Origin of the sequence: Polynucleobacter corsicus (assembly GCF_018688255.1) — a bacterium.
GTDB lineage: Bacteria > Pseudomonadota > Gammaproteobacteria > Burkholderiales > Burkholderiaceae > Polynucleobacter > Polynucleobacter corsicus.
Genome location: NZ_CP061314.1, coordinates 99,044 through 115,531, shown reverse-complemented (window position 1 = coordinate 115,531; position 16,488 = coordinate 99,044). Strand labels below are relative to the sequence as shown.

Sequence of the window (16,488 nt, the reverse complement as noted above, 5' to 3'; positions counted from 1 at the left end):
CTTAGGCCTTCTTATCTTCACCAACCAGAATCTTGGTGTCGCTCAAATACATATGTGGCGGCACTTCAAGGTTATCTGGAGCTGGTTTGTTTTTGTATACACGGCCGGCCATATCAAATGTAGAGCCGTGACATGGGCATAGGTAACCTCCTGGCCACGTACTTGGCAAGGACGGCTGGGCACCAGCTTCAAACTTAGCAGATGGCGAACAGCCCAAATGAGTACAAATGCCAACCACTACAAAGTACTCAGGCTTAATTGAGCGCCATTGGTTTTGTGCGTATTCTGGTGTTAATTGTGCTGGATTGCGCAGAGAATCTGGATCAGCTAATTCCCCATCAATTTTGGATAACTCAGCAAGCTGCTCGGGTGTGCGACGCACAACCCATACCGGCTTACCGCGCCACTCTGCCATTCTCATCTCATCTGGCTTCATGCCAGAAATATCAATCTCAACAGCAGCTCCAGCGGCTTTAGCGCGCTCAGAAGGCTCAAAACTGTCCACAAAAGGGTAAAGGGCTGCAGCTGCACCAACACCGCCGACCGCTGATGTAGCGATCAACCATTTACGACGATCCTTATCCATACTGGGCTTGTCACTCATTTACAAAATTCCTTGATAGGGCATTAATAGGTGGAAATTGCTTAAAGGTAAGATTTTAAAGTAAAAATGAGGTACGCATCAAAGTTATGGGCTTAATTCTGGGTTAATCTCAATCTGAGAGAAAAGGAGGCTATTTATGAGCGTTTTAAAGGAATTTCGGGACTTTGCCGTTAAGGGAAATGTCATCGACTTAGCGGTAGGTGTCATTATTGGCGGTGCCTTCGGGAAAATCGTCGATTCCCTAGTAAATGACATCGTCATGCCAGTGATTTCTACCCTTTTGGGGGGTCATATCGATTTCACCAACCTTTTTGTCATTTTGGGACACATTCCAGAGGGTGTGCCTAGAACATTTGATGCCTTAAAAAAGGCTGGGGTACCGATTTTTGCCTATGGCAACTTCATCACCATCTCAATAAATTTCATCCTGCTGGCCTTTGTGATTTTCCAGATGGTAAAAATCATCAATAAAGTGCGGATCATGGATGCGCCGCCAGCACCAGCAACACCAGAAGACATCGCGCTACTTAGAGAAATTAGGGATAGCCTGAAGAAATAAAGGCGCCTGAAAAGAGATTAAGTCACTTTTGCAGACTTGAGAATGCATTTCCCAAGCTCTGCAAAGTAGCTCTTTGCTTTGGGTGTTAGTTCAAGGTACTTTTTACGGCCATCAATATCGTCGCCATAACGAAGCAGCTCATGTTTTTTCAATACAGCAATCCGACGATGCAGGGTTGCTGGAGACCCGATATCACTTGAATAAATTGTCTCACTGACAAGTGGTCCACGGCCATCACTTTCGTGCATTGCAATAAATTCGAGCAACTTTCTCTCGACAGAATCTAAACACGGGAATGTCGGCGTGGTCTCTAAGATCGTTAAGAGCCGCAAAAATCGGAAATATACATCGCCAAGGGGGTCCTGCTTCACTGCTGACTCAATAATGTTGCATGAGTAATAGTTTTAGACATTTCATTATTTTATCAAACATTGATACGCAGAAGCGGCTTTCTTCATAAAGATTCCCACCAACCTCAATAGCAAATTGTGATTTCAAAGTCTTTAAGTCTTTATTCCTTAGTTTATGGAGATTTAAAGAATGAAAAAATCGCTATTAGCAGTTGCAGCAATCGGCGCATTTGCGTCAGCAGCTCAAGCTCAGTCCTCAGTAACCGTATACGGTATCTTGGACGTTGGTTTTGTTGGTTCACATTACAGCGGTACTTCTACAGGCGCAAACGCTTCAATGGGTAACTCAACGTCTGGTGGTTTAGCTACTAACGGTAGCTCTGCTGGTTTTGGTCAATCTGCTGAATCTACAAGCCGTTTAGGTTTCAAAGGTAAAGAAGATTTAGGTGGTGGTTTGAATGCAATCTTCACTGTTGAAGCAGCATTGAATCCTAACGGCCAAGCAAACGCATTTGCTTTTAACCGTCAAACATTTGCTGGTTTAAGTAAGAATGGTTTAGGTTTCGCAGCAATCGGTACTCAGTACACACCAATTTTTGATGTAATGGCTACTACAGATGCTGCTAGCATGAACAACTTAGTTGGTAACGCCATTTACTCTGGTTCATTGCAATCAACTACTGGTACTTACAACACTGGTTTGGCTCCATATACTACTGCTTCTTCTACAGCATCCACAAGCTTGAATGAAGCAAGTTCCGCTTATGTAACTCGTGCTTCAAACGCATTGAAGGTGCAGTCTGAGCGCATGGGTGGTTTCCAAGCTCAAGCATTCTACGCACAATCCAACCAAAGCCAGTCAAACACTGTAGGCTCTGGCGCAAACAACAACACAGTTTTTGGTGTTAACGCTGACTATGTTTGGAACAAGTTGAACGTTGTTGCTGCTTACCAGACTTTCAGGGCACAAAATGGTGCTGCAGCCCCAACTACTGCTTATACTTTGGCTAACGGTACTGCTGGTAGCTTGGGTGTTAATGCTAGTGATTCACAGACATACGCTGCTGCAACTTATGACTTTGGTATCGTAAAGACATACGCTCAGTACATCACACGTAAGGTATTCGCAACTGCTGATAACAGCTATGGTTCACAGCGCTCTGCTTATCAGTTGGGTGCTAAGAGCTTCATTACACCAACTATCTCTGTATACGCAACATACGGTTTGGGTAAGTCAAGCTACGCTCAGTCGGGCACAGCTTATGCTAACTTCCGTACAGCGCAGTTGGGTTCAGACTACTACTTGAGCAAGCGTACAAACTTGTACGTAGCATACGGCTCATTTAACCAGTCAAGCAATGGTGCAACTACTGGTGGTGTATCAGGTGTTTCAGGTATGAACTACGCCGCTGGCGTACGTCACACTTTCTAATTAGATGCTAGCGTAAGCTAGTTGATAATTAGTTAGGCATTAATTAACCCACTGTGGCAACACAGTGGGTTTTTTCTTAATCACTTTAGTAAAGGTGTTGTTCGCTTTGATTGCAGCATTTCTATATTCATCTCGGCCGTTAAGTTAGACGAATAGAATCTTTCAATCATTTCTACTGATGTTCGGGCATTTCTTGCAAGCGTAAGCAAATCAATACCTCTTCCATAAAGCAGTCTAAAAGTAATGGCAGTGTGCCTCAGGCTGTACAAGGTTCGATTCTGATCCTCTTGCCCTAATGTTGCATTAGCACTTTTAAGTATTTTTCTAAAATGGGTTGTAATTAGCTGAATAGCGCCCTGCCGATCCTTAGCCTCTGGCAAAAATAAGAAGTCCTCGGGATTGCCATATCCCCTAGAGGCCTGATAACACTTCAAACGGTCATAGATATATTTTGCAGAACTCAAGGTAACAATCTGCCCTGAGTGCCCCTTTGTTTTTGGCAAGTTCAGCCGCAAATAAGTATTTATTCCTGAGACCGATTCCACATGTTTATGCTTAATTAGCTTTATATCCACCGGCCTAACGAATGAGTTCACCATGAACTGTATTAACCATGTCATCTCTACAGGAACTGTATCGCGTACCTTATAAGCACCACCCGCAGTTACTCTGTGATTTTTAATGGCAAGGGTATTAGGGTCACATAAGCGCCTACTCGCATTAAGTATTTGCCTATACTCACTGCATGTAAAACTTCCCCTTGGAATGCTTTTAGCCCTCATTTTAGGAAACAGTGGGATTTTATAAATTAACTCCTGCTCTAGGGCTAAGGTTAAGATTCGCTTGAGTAAGCCCAAATACTGCTTAATAGTTACTGGCCTGATCTTGGCCTGATGCAGGTAATTTACAAATTCAGCTATCTGCTCATACCCAATTTTAGTAATTAAGCACCCATGAAAGTAAGGGAGCAACTTAGCTCTAAGTCGACTCTTAAACATGCCTAGAGTTTGTAGGGTGGTCTCCCCTTGGACATGTTTAGAGATTTCTCTCTGAAGTGCTTTATCTGCAACATCTTCAAAGAAGACTTGCTGAGGGGGTTTATTTGACGGTAGTGAGGCCCTTTCAAATCCTACTTTAGGCCACTGAGCAACCCGATTAGATTGAATGGGCGAGAGATTAAGGCTGTGCTCAGAGCCCCAGATAAATTCATCATTTGCAGCTAAATGATTATTTGGGGGGGGGTTATAAATACATTTCATTTTTGATACTTAATTTGATGTATTTGTACAACTTATTTATAAAAATTTACATCAGTATTTAAGATAATTTTCACCATTAGAAATAAGATTGAAACTAAAAAATTTTCATAAAAAAACCACCCCGAAGGGTGGTTTTAATATTTCCAACTTTAACTAGCTTGCGCTAGCATCGAATTAGAAAGTGTGACGGATACCAGAAGCGTAGTTCATGCCTGACACACCTGATACGCCAGTTGTGCCAGTTGCACCGTTGCTTGACTGGTTAAATGAACCGTATGCAACGTACAAGTTTGTACGCTTGCTCAAGTAGTAGTCTGAACCGATCTGAGTAGTACGGAAGTTAGCATAAGCTGTACCAGCCTGAGCGTAGCTTGACTTACCCATACCGTATGTTGCGTATACAGAAATAGTTGGTGTGATAAAGCTCTTAGCACCTAACTGATAAGCAGAGCGTGAAGTGCCAAAGTTGTTATCAGCAGTTGCAAATGCCTTACGTGTAATGTACTGAGCATATGTCTTTACGATACCAAAATCATAAGTCGCAGCAGCATACGTTTGGTTATCAGAATTATTAGTACCGAAGGAACCAGCTGTACCGTTGGCCAAAATCAAACCAGTTGAAGTTCCGGAAGTTGTTTGCGCTACTTGGCCATTTTGTGATCTGATGGACTGATAAGCAGCTACCACGTTCAACTTATTCCAAACATAATCAGCATTAAAACCAAACATTGTGTTGTTGTACGCACCACTAACACCAGCTCCTGTAAGGCCTGATTGACTTTGGTTTGATTGAGCATAGAAAGCTTGAACTTGCGCACCAGCCATGCGATCAGACTGGAACTTCACTGCATTTGAAGCGCGAGTTACATAAGCACCGCTGTTTGCGTCAATACTGATTGGAGCGCCAGTAGTTGAAGTAGAAGTGTTGGATACATAATTAGGCAAACCGGTGTTGTATGTACCAGTAGAAGACTGAATGTTAGTAGCGTAAACAGCGTTACCTGCTAAGTTATTCATACCAGCAGCATCAGTCGTTGCCATTACATCAAAAATTGGCGTGTACTGTGTACCGATAGTTGCAGAACCTAGACCGTTCTTTTTCAGACCAGCAAATGTTTGACGGTTAAAAGCAAATGCGTTTGCTTGGCCGTTAGGATTCAATGCTGCTTCAACAGTGAAAATAGCTGATGTTCCGCCACCTAAATCCTCAGAACCTTTAAAACCTAAACGGCTTGTAGATTCTGCAGATTGGCCGAAACTAGCAGAGCTAGCATTTACCGCTTGGCCGCCGCCCACAGCAGAACCAGATTGTGCGATACCAGTTGTTGATGAATTGGGTGTCAGCGAGGTACCGTTGTAATGTGAACCAACAAAACCAACGTCCAAGATACCGTATACGGTTACTGAGGACTGAGCTTGAGCTGCTGACGCAAATGCGCCGATTGCTGCAACTGCTAATAGCGATTTTTTCATTCTTTAAATCTCCATAAATTGAAAGTAATGCCCAAATAAATCTGGGACTTATGAATTTTGCTTGCATTGATCCCCCAGACTGGGGGTAAGGGCAATTAGGAGTTGTTTTTGCTTGTCAAAAGGCAGTTTTTTGGCTTTCTTCGTTGTATCAGGGCAACAAGGGCTTTGATTTCTGTCTTTTGAGGGGCTTAGATGCCAAAATTGTCATATGGCGAGCCGTGAATTCTTAAAAATCCTCCAATCTGCGCGATTGGGTGATGTATCCGCACAACAAAATTTGGCATCTGCCTATTTGACTGGGGCATTTAAAACCCCGATTCAACCAGCTAATGCATTGATTTGGCTAGAGAAATCGTATTTATCCATTCAAAATCAGACGGTTAGCCAGTTGAGCTCTGCCAATACAGAAACGCCTGAGCTGGATCACGCTTCTCCGGAAATGCTGGGGATTTTGAGGCAAATCTCCGCAGTACCTTTGCAAGACACCTTGCATTCAGCAGCCTTTTCTTTTGGGTGGCAATCATTCTGGAGAATCGCTAAAGCAAATATGGATGCAAGTGATGCTGCGCAGTGGCAACTAGCAGACCTACTTCTTGACCCCAGCAAAAGAGAGTTGCAATCAGAACTAGCGATTTGGATCTCAAGGCAAGATGGCGGTGATGACGTCTTTGGTTTTAGCGTTGGCGGTAACGGCGTTCATCGTGATCTTTCGGCTCTACAAAAACTCGCTAAAGAATTTTTATTCAATTTAGCGGATTCAGAAACACCGTTCACCACTTCGGCAAAAGAGCTGCTCATTAAATTACAACCTAAGGATGAGACACTCTCCTCTCTCTGGGGTTCTTGGCTCTCCGAACACAATGAAGCGGCGCTAATGCAAGCTGCAGAACTAGGACTCACCATTGCTAAGCTCACGCTGGGTTTACGGTTAGCGCAATTGAATACAGCGCATTCGCTTGAAAATAATCCTGGCGAACCTACTACCAAATCCAATGCCTCTCTTAAGAAAGCAGCCTACTGGCTAGAGTTAGCGGCTAAAGATGGGGATCGTGATGCTTGGTTTGCATTAGGTGAGATCTATCGCCGCCCCCAGTTCTCTGGATACAGCGCTGCTGAAAGCGATCGCTGCTTTGATCGTGCGGCAGATTTAGGCCATGCCCAAGCCCAGTTCAGACGAGGCGCTAGTCTCTGGCGTAAGCGTGAGAAGGTTGTGGAGAAGGTTCGTGGACTACAGGCCTCCTATTGGATATGGCAGGCACAACAACAAGGTGTAGCGGAAGCAAAAGAGTTGTTGAGCAAGGTTTTAGAGAGTGCGCCCAACCCAAAGCAAAATGGTTGGTATGGGTTAGCAACCTATGCCGAGAAAGCCTTAAACCATCATGCAGAACATCAGCTAGATGCTGAGTGGGTTCTACTCTGTCATAGGCTCGTGATTGCCAATCAATTTAATTTGAGTAAAGCCGAGTTTTTATTGTGTGATGTCAGTCAACTACAACATGAGCACTGTGTTGTTGTGGATATTCGGCATGAATTACCCAAAATTTTGCCACGACTAATTCAGATTGATACCACCCAGCAACGTCGCTCTTTGCTTGTTGCTGGAAAAGCCTTTGCTAATAGCGAAACTAATCTTGAGGGGAACTTACGACAGAGACGCTATCGCTTTGACCGAGTGATGGAATGGCTTAATGCCACCTTTGCACAGGATCAAACACTAGCTTGAGTATCCGCTCCTGAAGCTGCATCGGTGTCATCATCCGTGGGTTTTGGCACATAAAAGCGAGCAACTAATAAACCTAACTCATAGAGCAGGCTCATCGGCACTGCAAGCAGAAGCTGTGACAGTACATCCGGCGGTGTTACAACAGCGGAAATTACAAAAGCACCAACAATCACATAAGGGCGAATCTCTTTAAGCTTAGCTAGGGGAACCAAGCCCATACGTACTAGCACCACCACTACCACCGGCACCTCAAAGGTAATACCGAATGCCAAAAAGGTTGTCATTGCAAAACTCAAGTAATTGTCGATATCCGTAGACATCTCCGCGCCCAAGGGAGCGTTATAACTTGCCATAAAACCAAATACCGTTGGAAATACCAAGAAGTAGGCAAACGCCATACCAAAAATAAATAGACTGTAGCTACTAACTACTAAAGGCACAATCAACTTACGCTCATGTTGATAGAGACCCGGGGCAATAAATGCCCATAACTGATACATCACCACCGGCAGTGCAATCAGAAAAGCAACCAGCATGGTGACTTTCATGGGCACAAAAAATGAGCCCGTCACATCAGTCACAATCATCTTGCCACCAGCAGGTAATGCCAAAAGTAATGGTTGCGCAAACAAATGAAAAATATCAGGCGCCCAGTACACCAAGCAGAGAAACACCGCAATAATGGCCAAGGCCGATTTAATAATACGATCACGCAACTCATACAAATGAGAAAGGAAAGATTCTTGTAGACCCGAATCTTCTGTGGAATTATTTTCAGTCATGCGTGGATATTTTTATTATTGTAATTTTTATTCTTTTATTACTTGTTAGCACTATGGTGAAAGCGCTTCATACGAGCGGCACCAGATTGAACTCGTGTACGCATACCAGTAGAGCGCTTAAACCAAACTGGTCTAGCTGCACGTCTGACACCCCAACTTTGACGCCCCTGACGCATCGATTTACGTAATACTTCTTTTGCGTCTAGCGGGGCTCTAGTGAAATTATTTTCAAAGATATCAGCTTGGTCGCTGAGATTAGCGTTTGCTTCGTTGACAGTGGACTGAAGACTGCTTTCCACCTCTTTTAAAACTGAAGTACTCTCTTCACGCAACTTTTTGAACTCTTCCACTTCCATCTGGCGACTGACTTCTGACTTTACGTCCGCCATATAGCGTTGCGCACGACCAAATAAATTTCCCGCCATGCGAGCAACCTTTGGTAGACGCTCGGGACCAACCACCACCAATGCAACTACTGCAATAAGTGCAAGCTTTGAAACTCCAAGATCAATCATTGCGGGTGCGCATTATTTCCATCAACAATTACTTATTGATATCTTTAGCATGAACATCCACAGTTTTTTCTGCAGATGCCGATGCACTCTGAATCTGTTCCTTGGTTTTGTCTTGCGACTCATCAGTACTTTCAGAGGTCTTCATGCCGTCTTTAAAGCCTTTAACAGCACCACCTAAATCAGCGCCGATATTGCGCAATTTTTTGGTACCGAATACCAACATCACGATTACCAACACAATTAACCAATGCCAAATGCTAAATGAACCCATTTTTAATCTCCTCGGACTATTTTTTCCAGGGGCGCGGACCGCCCATCACATGCAAATGCAAGTGATAAACCTCTTGCCCACCATCTGCACCATTGTTCACCACCAATCTAAAGCCACCATCTTTTCCAGGACGGCAACCTTGCTCTTTGGCGAGACGCGGTGCTAATTCCATCATTCTACCTAGCAATGGCGCATCAATCACTTCTGCTGACTCCAACATGGGTAGATGTTTTTTAGGAATCATCAAAAAATGGATGGGGGCAGCTGGGTTGATATCCTTAAAGGCGTAAATCTCCTCATCCTCATAAACCTTCTGAGATGGGATTAATCCCTGGGAAATCTTACAAAATAGGCAATTTGGGTCATGAGACATCCATTACTCCTGATTAGCCGCTTTTCTGGCAGCCTTTTCTTCAATGCCTGAGGTGCCCAGACGATGCTGTAACTCAGCAATCACATCTTCTGGACGCAAGCCAAATTGAGACAAAGCAATTAAGCAATGGAACCAAAGATCTGCCATCTCGCCCACTAAAAGCTTTTGCTGCTCTGGGGCTAGATTGGAGTTACGCGCATCCTTAGCCGCCATCACCGCTTCAGTGGCCTCTTCACCAATTTTCTTCAAAATCCCATCATCACCCTTCGAAAAGAGTAAGGCAGTATAAGAAGTCTTGGGATCAACCTGGCCGGCTTTAAATCCATCACGTCGCTCGTCTACTATGTCAGCCAGGTATGCTAAATCTACTTTTGAAATATTCATTTAATAGTCAACTTCATTTTTTATGCGCCCGGATAACGATCTTTTGGACTTAGAAAATCTTCTAAATCCTCTGGCTTTAAATCCTTAGTCGCCTCAAAAAAGTCATCCCAAGTCAGTTTAGGCTTATTCATTACTCTAAAAAAGCAACTATGAGCGCCTGTATGGCATGCGATACGATCTTTTTGCTCAACTAATAAGAGGATCGTATCCCCATCGCAATCGAGGCGAATTTCCTTCACTTTTTGGGTGTGACCAGATTCTTCACCCTTATGCCAGAGCTTTTGACGTGAGCGAGTCCAATATACGGCTTCGCCTAGACGCAAGGTTTCCAAAAGTGCATCACGGTTCATCCAGGCCATCATCAAAACATCTTTGCTGACGGCCTCTTGGGTGATCACTGGAACCAATCCCTGCTCATTCCAAGTTACAGCGTCCAATAGGGCTGCGTCTTCTGGATTTGTATTTGAATTCATTGTTTTATCTGACATTTGCCTCATTTTGACAGAAATAATGGCCTTTTAGCCCGTAATTTATGCTGATAAATCTTCGCTATTCTCTCAAGCTACTAGATATAGTGTGCAATCTGGTTGCCCGCCCTGTAAAAATCAAAAATTCAGGTATCTCTACCAGCATTAATGAGGGGCCTGATGTCAATCTCAGTCTGTGCTGACGCACCTTTCATCAGCGTCAGCATTTTTTTAGCGGCTATAGCTATTGACTCCACTTTATCGTTTGTAATTGGCGCCAAATCTGCAATTGGTTTACCACGTCGCGTAATCCGAACTACCTGGCCATCACTTACTTTTCTGAACAGTTCTGCTAGACGGACTTTTACTTCGAAAACATCAATGCTAATAGGAGCTGACTTCATAAACTACCTTACTGGTTTATTAAATTAGTTTATAAGAAAAACTTCTAATAACTTCGTAAGACCTTATTAAAAGATCAAGAACAGCTTGATTCTTTGGACTTAGGTTGGATTGCCCAATCTTTTTTGATCCTACAAAAATTACTGACCTGCGACAGAATTGCCAATAATAAAGCTAGTACTCCGGATGTTCAAAAGCTGGTTCATAATTTTGAATATCTTGGGAGCTCATACCAATCTGATTGGCAATTTTTTTCCAACCTAAAACGGCCCCCTTAACTTCTTGGAGGATTTTGCTACTTGTTTTTTCTGACAACTCAAAAAGGGCAGCCGATGCAACAGCATCGGCAATTGAAGAATTATCACCAGACTCTTCAGATATCCAAGTTTTAAGGAGGCGCTGCTTATCGGGAAATGGATTCAGATCAAATGCTGGAGCTAGTCGCCATTGATTATTAGCTTGGTGTAAAAAGCCATGGTTATTAAGATGGTCATCTACGTTATTAATGAGAATATTAAAGACCATCCTACGCCACAACTCCTCTAGGTCATTGCTTACTTGACTTCCATTTTCTCGAATAGAATTTGCAATATCTACGTAGGTGTATTGCTGGTTTGGTCTAGCTTGCATTAAGGATCTTGCAGATAAATACATTAATCTTTGCCCATTGCATCGATCAAACCTATTAATTAAGGCTACCGGCACCGACTTAGTTTCAATGACACGAGCACTTGCAGCGTTTATGCCAGCAGACTTTGCTAGTGTGAGCGCCAATACCTCTCCATGAACAATTGATCGCGTATCACTGATGCTGGGAAATTTTCCAATAGCTAGTGATCCATCCTCATCAATAATGCTGCATTTAGGCCTTAAACCGCCAAGGGATGTGCCATTCCCACGAAGATATTCGAGATCTCTGGCAGTTTCCTTATTCTGCTCCACTGCTTTTGATGCGGATAATAAATTGGGTAAATCAATTAATAGTGGGGTCTGCCCCTCCCCGTCATCGGGCCGAAGAAATGCCCCTCGCTCATCACGAAAACGAATGGCTCCAAGCCGGCTGTAGTCGTTTATCCACAGAAGGTAGTCAAAGTCATCTAGTAAGCCCATTGCGGTCAGATCGCTATCAAGCTTTTTTCTTTGCCTTGCATAATCTCGCTTGATAACCATTTGACCCCACCCGTCTGGCTCGGCATCTGCAAAGCAAGTGAAAAAAGCCGATTGATTGTGGTCTTTATTGGGATGAAACTGATGTCCAGGCACAAGTGGTAAGTCTGGCGACAGAGGAAAATGTTTTGGATTCTGTAACCAGTCTTGTGAGTAACAAAAAGAGGTGGAGCGCCTCGCCCCCCTGATCTCATAGCTTAGGACTCCCACCTCAGTAGGAACGTCTCCTAAAAAAACAGAGATGCTTTTTTTCATAGGGCTCCCGTTTGATTGCGGGAACTACGAATCCGCTTCGGTAAACGTTGCTCATCCAACAAAAGACCTGTGTCGTCCTTACTGACATCACAAAGCTCATCAAAAGGAGTGCCTAAGCCCAAAGCAAAAAAAACCATCGCATAAGCACCCACTGAAGTCCCTGGTGAGCCAGCAACTAGCCGGTGATATAGCGGAATTGAGATACCCGCTCGCTCACACAAGGCTGCCATAGTTAATTGCCGCTTTTTCCTAGCAATATCAATGTCTTCGCCAAGCTTTACTAGGGAACGCGCCATTCTGGGTGGTATTGTTTTAGGCTTCATTTTTAATATTATATAACGTATAAGTTAGATAAAAAACACTTATTATAATATATTCGTTATTTAAATAATAGGGGTTAGCAACCCAACAATCAGAGCCTTACCGCAACACCCTGACTTGCCATATATTCTTTTGCCTGACCAACTGTGTATTCACCATAGTGAAAAATACTAGCCGCAAGGACAGCATCTGCATGGCCTTTGGTAATGCCATCGACTAAATGCTGCAGATTGCCCACACCACCAGAAGCAATCACCGGGACACTTACTGCATCGCTCACTGCTGCAGTAAGCTCCAGATCAAAACCATCTTTACTGCCATCGCGATTCATGCTGGTGAGCAAAATTTCTCCAGCGCCACGCTTAGCAACTTCAGTTGCCCAGGTCACTACATCCATACCAGTTGCCGTTCTGCCACCATGAGTAAATACTTCCCAATTACCCGCCTCAGTCTTCTTGGCATCAATCGCAACAACAATGCACTGAGAGCCATAGTAAGCTGCCGCATCCGAAACTAAATCTGGATTTGCCACTGCAGAAGAGTTCATGCTGACCTTATCAGCACCCGCATTGAGCAAGCGTCGTACATCTGCTACTGCACGTACACCACCACCAACAGTCAGAGGAATAAATACTTGCGATGCTACATCTTCAATGATGTGCAATATAAGGTCACGGCCATCAGAGGTAGCAGTAATGTCTAAGAAGGTAAGTTCATCGGCGCCTTGTGTGTTGTAGCGCTTAGCAATCTCTACCGGATCACCCGCATCACGCAGACCCACAAAGTTCACGCCTTTAACAACGCGCCCTGCCGTGACATCAAGACAGGGAATAATTCTTTTAGCTAGCACTGGTGAGCACTTTAGATAATTTTCTTAGCAAACTTGAGCGTTAACTCGTCGGCATATTTTTGCGCCGCAGTTAAATCTAAATCACCAGCGTAAATTGAGCGCCCAGCGATAACACCCATCACGCCTTCAGCTTCAGCTTCACACAAGGCTTCAATATCTTGGTTATTAGATAAGCCGCCGCTAGCAATTACCGGAATCCGAATCGCTTGCGCTAATTTAATCGTGGCATCCATGTTGATGCCTTTCATCATGCCATCACGACCAATGTCGGTATAGATGATGGCTTCAACGCCGTAATCTTCAAATTTCTTAGCAAGGTCGATGACTTCATGACCCGTAATCTTGCTCCAACCATCTGTGGCGACTTTGCCATCACGGGCATCTAAGCCCACCATGATGTGGCCAGGAAAAGCAGTGCAAGCATCTTGTACAAAGCCGGGACTCTTCACGGCCGCCGTACCAATAATTACCGTACTAATACCATCATCCAATAAACGTTCAATAGTCTCTAGATCACGAATACCGCCACCTAGCTGAACCGGAATCTCATCACCGACTGCTTTCAAAATAGATTTGATAGCAGATTCATTTTTGAGTTTTCCAGCAAACGCACCATTTAAATCAACCAGATGTAAACGACGTGCACCCTTGCTAATCCAATGTGCAGCCATTGCGCCTGGGTCTTCAGAAAAAACAGTGGCTTTATCCATGTCACCTTGTTCGAGTCGAACACAGTGACCATCTTTTAAGTCAATCGCGGGAATGAGCAGCATAGTGGTACGTTAGAAAAGTATTAAGGTTGCCAGGAAACAAAATTTTTGTAGAGCTTTAATCCGTATTCTGCGCTTTTTTCTGGATGAAATTGCGTTGCAAAAATATTATCCCTTGCAACGGTAGAAGTAAACCAATCACCATATTCAGTTGAGCCTGCAATATCTTCCTTGCGCTGCGGCACAACATAGTAACTATGCACAAAATAGAAGCTCGTCAAATCTGGAATGCCATTCCACAGTGGGTGCTGGCGATCCTGACGAACCTGATTCCAGCCCATATGGGGAACCTTGTAAGCAGAACCATCTGGCTGTAATTTTCCAGTCAACTCAAAACGTCGCACTTCGCCCGGAATCAATCCCAAGCAAGGGGTCCAAGTTGAATTGGTATTGGCTCTCACTTCAGCACTTTGATCAAACAGCATCTGCTCACCCACGCAAACACCTAATAAAGGCTTATTTTTTGCGGCATCAAGCAAGGCCTCCAATAAACCCGACTCTTGTAGGTGCTTCATGCAATCAGGCATAGCCCCCTGTCCTGGAAGTACCACCCGCTCTGCGGAGATAATTTCTTCGGGGGTATGCGCGATCACAACATTGGCATCTGGTGCCACATGATGAAAGGCCTGATAGACGGAACGCAGGTTACCCATTCCGTAATTAACGATCGCAATGGTTTGCGCCACTTATTAGCCTATGTTCTGTGGTTTTTTGACAGTCTGCTACTCAATGCTAGAAATTTTCTAGATTAGAGGCTGCCCTTAGTCGAAGGAACAACACCAGAGGCACGTGGATCCAACTCTAAAGCCATGCGCAACGCACGACCAAAGGCCTTGAAAACAGTCTCAATCTGGTGATGGGCATTAATGCCACGTAAATTATCGATGTGCAGAGTCACTCCGGCATGGTTTACAAAACCACGGAAGAACTCGATGCTGAGATCCACGTCAAAGTCACCCACGCGTGCACGGGTAAATGGCACGTTGAACTCCAGCCCTGGACGTCCAGAAAAGTCGATCACTACGCGCGACAGGGTTTCATCCAAAGGAACGTAAGAGTGGCCATAGCGAGTAATGCCTGCTTTATCGCCAACCGCCTTAGCAAATGCTTGACCCAAAGTAATGCCCACATCCTCAACGGTGTGGTGATCATCAATATGGGTATCTCCATTTGCCACTACTTTCAGGTCGATCATGCCGTGACGGGCAATTTGATCCAACATGTGGTTCAGGAAGGGTACGCCAGAGGCTAGCTCGGCTTTACCTGTGCCATCTAAATTGATGGCAATTTGAATTTTGGTTTCCGAAGTGTTTCGGGTAACGTCGGCTTGCCGCATGCTTCAGTGCGCCGCGAGGCGAAGTGTTGATTGAAGCCTCATAATATCATTCCTAATACAGATATAAATGCTGATTTTGATTGCTAACGTTTATTCACTTTTGCTGATTTTTGACTAGAGTCCCTCATGAGCCGTTTTTGGAGCCCCGTTGTTCAGACCCTGACCCCCTATACCCCTGGGGAGCAACCGCAAATGGAGCGGCTGGTAAAACTCAATACGAATGAGAGTCCTTATGGCCCATCGCCTAAGGCTCTAGCCGCCATAAATGAGCAAAATACCGATGATTTAAGGCTCTATCCAGACCCTGAAGGAGCGGCACTAAAAAAGGCCATTGCCGATCTGCATGGCTTAGACCCGAAACAGGTGTTTTTAGGAAATGGCTCTGATGAGGTTTTGGCTCACGTCTTTTTAGGCCTCCTTAAGCAAGCTAAACCTATTCAGTTTCCGGATATCACCTATAGCTTTTACCCAGTCTATTGCAAATTATTTGGGATTGACTATCAAACGGTGCCCCTGGGCTCTGATTTTGAGATTCAAACTCAGGACCTCAAAACCCCTAATGGCGGAATTATTTTCCCCAATCCCAATGCCCCAACTGGGCGAGCTATTCCTAGATCTGAGATTGAGGCTCTTCTGCGTAGAAACACAGATTCAGTAGTGGTGATCGATGAGGCCTATGTGGATTACGGTACTGAGTCTTGTATTCCACTGCTTCGTGGAAGCGCTTGCCCAGAGAATTTATTGGTTGTTCACACCCTATCCAAGTCACGCGCCCTAGCAGGACTTCGCGTTGGATTTGCAGTGGGACACCCAGCCCTCATTGAAGGTCTTGAGCGTGTAAAAAATAGTTTTAACTCTTACCCGCTAGGCCGCTTGGCTCAGGCGGGAGCAATTGCTGCAATAGAAGATCAAGCCCATTTGGAATCAACGAGTAAAAAAGTGATTCAAACTCGTGAACGCTTAGTAACTGAACTGGCCTCACTAGGCTTTGATACTTTGCCATCAACAGCCAACTTTATTTTTACGCGCCATCCGAATCATGCTGGCGCAAAGCTGTATCAATCCTTACGCGATCGTGGAATGATTGTGCGTCACTTCAAGTCACCAAGGATTGAAGAATTTCTGCGTATTACTATCGGTACCGATGATCAAACGAATGAATTGATTGGTGCCCTGAAGGAAATTCTGGGCTAGC

Annotated in this window: 21 protein-coding genes; 4 read left to right on the top strand and 17 right to left on the bottom strand. The window is 44.4% G+C overall.

The features are described from left to right. Position 1: 1 nt before the first annotated feature. Complete coding sequence (petA, locus tag C2747_RS00675) at positions 2–604, bottom strand: ubiquinol-cytochrome c reductase iron-sulfur subunit (RefSeq protein ID WP_215331818.1); 603 nt, start codon at positions 602–604, stop codon at positions 2–4. A gap of 136 nt (positions 605–740) precedes the next feature. On the opposite strand from petA, the gene mscL reads away from it, so the two are divergent. Then, a complete protein-coding gene (mscL, locus tag C2747_RS00670; RefSeq protein ID WP_215331817.1) occupies positions 741–1,163 on the top strand; it encodes a large conductance mechanosensitive channel protein MscL in 423 nt (140 codons plus the stop codon). A gap of 17 nt (positions 1,164–1,180) precedes the next feature. Here the strand turns inward: mscL and C2747_RS00665 are convergent, their stop codons facing one another. Further along, entirely contained in the window at positions 1,181–1,534 is a 354-nt protein-coding gene (locus C2747_RS00665; RefSeq protein ID WP_215331816.1) for a winged helix-turn-helix domain-containing protein, read from the bottom strand. 169 nt (positions 1,535–1,703) lie between these two features. Here C2747_RS00665 and C2747_RS00660 point away from each other — a divergent pair, with 169 nt between their 5' ends. Continuing rightward, positions 1,704–2,945, top strand: coding sequence for a porin (locus C2747_RS00660; RefSeq protein WP_215331815.1), 1,242 nt, complete (start codon positions 1,704–1,706; stop codon positions 2,943–2,945). A gap of 80 nt (positions 2,946–3,025) precedes the next feature. On the opposite strand, the gene C2747_RS00655 is transcribed toward C2747_RS00660, so the two are convergent. Together C2747_RS00655 and C2747_RS00650 are read right to left on the bottom strand one after the other, a co-directional pair. After that, on the bottom strand, positions 3,026–4,204 hold the full coding sequence (locus tag C2747_RS00655) for a phage integrase SAM-like domain-containing protein (protein ID WP_215331814.1): 1,179 nt from the start codon (positions 4,202–4,204) through the stop codon (positions 3,026–3,028). 174 nt (positions 4,205–4,378) lie between these two features. Continuing rightward, on the bottom strand, positions 4,379–5,677 hold the full coding sequence (locus tag C2747_RS00650; protein WP_215331813.1) for a porin: 1,299 nt from the start codon (positions 5,675–5,677) through the stop codon (positions 4,379–4,381). A 208-nt stretch (positions 5,678–5,885) separates the two neighbouring features. Here C2747_RS00650 and C2747_RS00645 point away from each other — a divergent pair, with 208 nt between their 5' ends. Continuing rightward, complete coding sequence (locus C2747_RS00645) at positions 5,886–7,400, top strand: tetratricopeptide repeat protein (protein ID WP_215331812.1); 1,515 nt, start codon at positions 5,886–5,888, stop codon at positions 7,398–7,400. On the opposite strand, the gene tatC is transcribed toward C2747_RS00645, so the two are convergent. The 13 genes from tatC to hisB all read right to left on the bottom strand — a co-directional run bounded on the left by tatC (position 7,385) and on the right by hisB (position 15,293). Next, positions 7,385–8,182, bottom strand: a complete 798-nt coding sequence (gene tatC, locus C2747_RS00640; RefSeq protein ID WP_215331811.1) for a twin-arginine translocase subunit TatC — start codon at positions 8,180–8,182, stop codon at positions 7,385–7,387. The two genes, C2747_RS00645 and tatC, sit on opposite strands and share 16 nt — an antisense overlap. Positions 8,183–8,220: 38 nt before the next feature. Next, complete coding sequence (gene tatB / locus C2747_RS00635) at positions 8,221–8,697, bottom strand: Sec-independent protein translocase protein TatB (protein WP_215331810.1); 477 nt, start codon at positions 8,695–8,697, stop codon at positions 8,221–8,223. Positions 8,698–8,725: 28 nt separating this feature from the next. Beyond that, positions 8,726–8,968: a Sec-independent protein translocase subunit TatA gene (tatA, locus tag C2747_RS00630; protein WP_215331809.1), complete on the bottom strand. Its 243-nt coding sequence runs from the start codon at positions 8,966–8,968 to the stop codon at positions 8,726–8,728. Positions 8,969–8,984: 16 nt separating this feature from the next. Continuing rightward, positions 8,985–9,341 carry a histidine triad nucleotide-binding protein gene (locus tag C2747_RS00625; protein ID WP_215331808.1) on the bottom strand — a complete coding sequence of 119 codons (357 nt, stop codon included), beginning with the start codon at positions 9,339–9,341 and terminating at the stop codon, positions 8,985–8,987. A 3-nt stretch (positions 9,342–9,344) separates the two neighbouring features. Next, entirely contained in the window at positions 9,345–9,725 is a 381-nt protein-coding gene (locus C2747_RS00620; RefSeq protein ID WP_215331807.1) for a phosphoribosyl-ATP diphosphatase, read from the bottom strand. Between the two features lie 20 nt (positions 9,726–9,745). Then, on the bottom strand, positions 9,746–10,198 hold the full coding sequence (gene hisI, locus C2747_RS00615) for a phosphoribosyl-AMP cyclohydrolase (protein WP_251374771.1): 453 nt from the start codon (positions 10,196–10,198) through the stop codon (positions 9,746–9,748). 140 nt (positions 10,199–10,338) lie between these two features. Then, the gene (locus C2747_RS00610; RefSeq protein WP_215331806.1) at positions 10,339–10,596 is read right to left on the bottom strand and encodes a type II toxin-antitoxin system Phd/YefM family antitoxin; all 258 of its coding nucleotides are present in this window, start codon (positions 10,594–10,596) and stop codon (positions 10,339–10,341) included. Positions 10,597–10,768: 172 nt separating this feature from the next. Then, positions 10,769–12,016 (bottom strand): type II toxin-antitoxin system HipA family toxin, encoded by a 1,248-nt coding sequence (locus C2747_RS00605; RefSeq protein ID WP_215331805.1) that lies wholly within the window; start codon positions 12,014–12,016, stop codon positions 10,769–10,771. Beyond that, positions 12,013–12,339 carry a helix-turn-helix domain-containing protein gene (locus C2747_RS00600; RefSeq protein ID WP_215331804.1) on the bottom strand — a complete coding sequence of 109 codons (327 nt, stop codon included), beginning with the start codon at positions 12,337–12,339 and terminating at the stop codon, positions 12,013–12,015. Before C2747_RS00600 ends, C2747_RS00605 begins: the two co-directional genes overlap by 4 nt. An 89-nt stretch (positions 12,340–12,428) precedes the next feature. Next, positions 12,429–13,187 (bottom strand): imidazole glycerol phosphate synthase subunit HisF, encoded by a 759-nt coding sequence (gene hisF, locus C2747_RS00595; protein WP_215331803.1) that lies wholly within the window; start codon positions 13,185–13,187, stop codon positions 12,429–12,431. An 11-nt stretch (positions 13,188–13,198) separates the two neighbouring features. Beyond that, positions 13,199–13,960 (bottom strand): 1-(5-phosphoribosyl)-5-[(5-phosphoribosylamino)methylideneamino]imidazole-4-carboxamide isomerase, encoded by a 762-nt coding sequence (gene hisA, locus C2747_RS00590; protein WP_015420287.1) that lies wholly within the window; start codon positions 13,958–13,960, stop codon positions 13,199–13,201. 20 nt (positions 13,961–13,980) lie between these two features. After that, the gene (hisH, locus tag C2747_RS00585; RefSeq protein ID WP_215331802.1) at positions 13,981–14,643 is read right to left on the bottom strand and encodes an imidazole glycerol phosphate synthase subunit HisH; all 663 of its coding nucleotides are present in this window, start codon (positions 14,641–14,643) and stop codon (positions 13,981–13,983) included. Between the two features lie 62 nt (positions 14,644–14,705). Next, positions 14,706–15,293, bottom strand: coding sequence for an imidazoleglycerol-phosphate dehydratase HisB (hisB, locus tag C2747_RS00580; protein WP_215331801.1), 588 nt, complete (start codon positions 15,291–15,293; stop codon positions 14,706–14,708). Positions 15,294–15,419: 126 nt separating this feature from the next. On the opposite strand from hisB, the gene hisC reads away from it, so the two are divergent. After that, the gene (hisC, locus tag C2747_RS00575) at positions 15,420–16,487 is read left to right on the top strand and encodes a histidinol-phosphate transaminase (protein WP_215331800.1); all 1,068 of its coding nucleotides are present in this window, start codon (positions 15,420–15,422) and stop codon (positions 16,485–16,487) included. Position 16,488 lies beyond the last annotated feature (1 nt).

Coding starts and splice junctions, on each gene's coding strand:
- tatA (WP_215331809.1), bottom strand. CDS start 8,968: ATGGGTTCATTTAGCATTTGGCATTGGTTAATTGTGTTGGTAATCGTG.
- hisB (WP_215331801.1), bottom strand. CDS start 15,293: ATGCGGCAAGCCGACGTTACCCGAAACACTTCGGAAACCAAAATTCAA.
- hisI (WP_251374771.1), bottom strand. CDS start 10,198: ATGAATTCAAATACAAATCCAGAAGACGCAGCCCTATTGGACGCTGTA.
- hisC (WP_215331800.1), top strand. CDS start 15,420: ATGAGCCGTTTTTGGAGCCCCGTTGTTCAGACCCTGACCCCCTATACC.
- C2747_RS00610 (WP_215331806.1), bottom strand. CDS start 10,596: ATGAAGTCAGCTCCTATTAGCATTGATGTTTTCGAAGTAAAAGTCCGT.
- C2747_RS00605 (WP_215331805.1), bottom strand. CDS start 12,016: ATGAAAAAAAGCATCTCTGTTTTTTTAGGAGACGTTCCTACTGAGGTG.
- mscL (WP_215331817.1), top strand. CDS start 741: ATGAGCGTTTTAAAGGAATTTCGGGACTTTGCCGTTAAGGGAAATGTC.
- C2747_RS00655 (WP_215331814.1), bottom strand. CDS start 4,204: ATGAAATGTATTTATAACCCCCCCCCAAATAATCATTTAGCTGCAAAT.
- petA (WP_215331818.1), bottom strand. CDS start 604: ATGAGTGACAAGCCCAGTATGGATAAGGATCGTCGTAAATGGTTGATC.
- C2747_RS00625 (WP_215331808.1), bottom strand. CDS start 9,341: ATGTCTCATGACCCAAATTGCCTATTTTGTAAGATTTCCCAGGGATTA.
- C2747_RS00660 (WP_215331815.1), top strand. CDS start 1,704: ATGAAAAAATCGCTATTAGCAGTTGCAGCAATCGGCGCATTTGCGTCA.
- tatB (WP_215331810.1), bottom strand. CDS start 8,697: ATGATTGATCTTGGAGTTTCAAAGCTTGCACTTATTGCAGTAGTTGCA.
- C2747_RS00650 (WP_215331813.1), bottom strand. CDS start 5,677: ATGAAAAAATCGCTATTAGCAGTTGCAGCAATCGGCGCATTTGCGTCA.
- C2747_RS00600 (WP_215331804.1), bottom strand. CDS start 12,339: ATGAAGCCTAAAACAATACCACCCAGAATGGCGCGTTCCCTAGTAAAG.
- hisA (WP_015420287.1), bottom strand. CDS start 13,960: ATGCTGCTCATTCCCGCGATTGACTTAAAAGATGGTCACTGTGTTCGA.
- C2747_RS00620 (WP_215331807.1), bottom strand. CDS start 9,725: ATGAATATTTCAAAAGTAGATTTAGCATACCTGGCTGACATAGTAGAC.
- tatC (WP_215331811.1), bottom strand. CDS start 8,182: ATGACTGAAAATAATTCCACAGAAGATTCGGGTCTACAAGAATCTTTC.
- C2747_RS00645 (WP_215331812.1), top strand. CDS start 5,886: ATGGCGAGCCGTGAATTCTTAAAAATCCTCCAATCTGCGCGATTGGGT.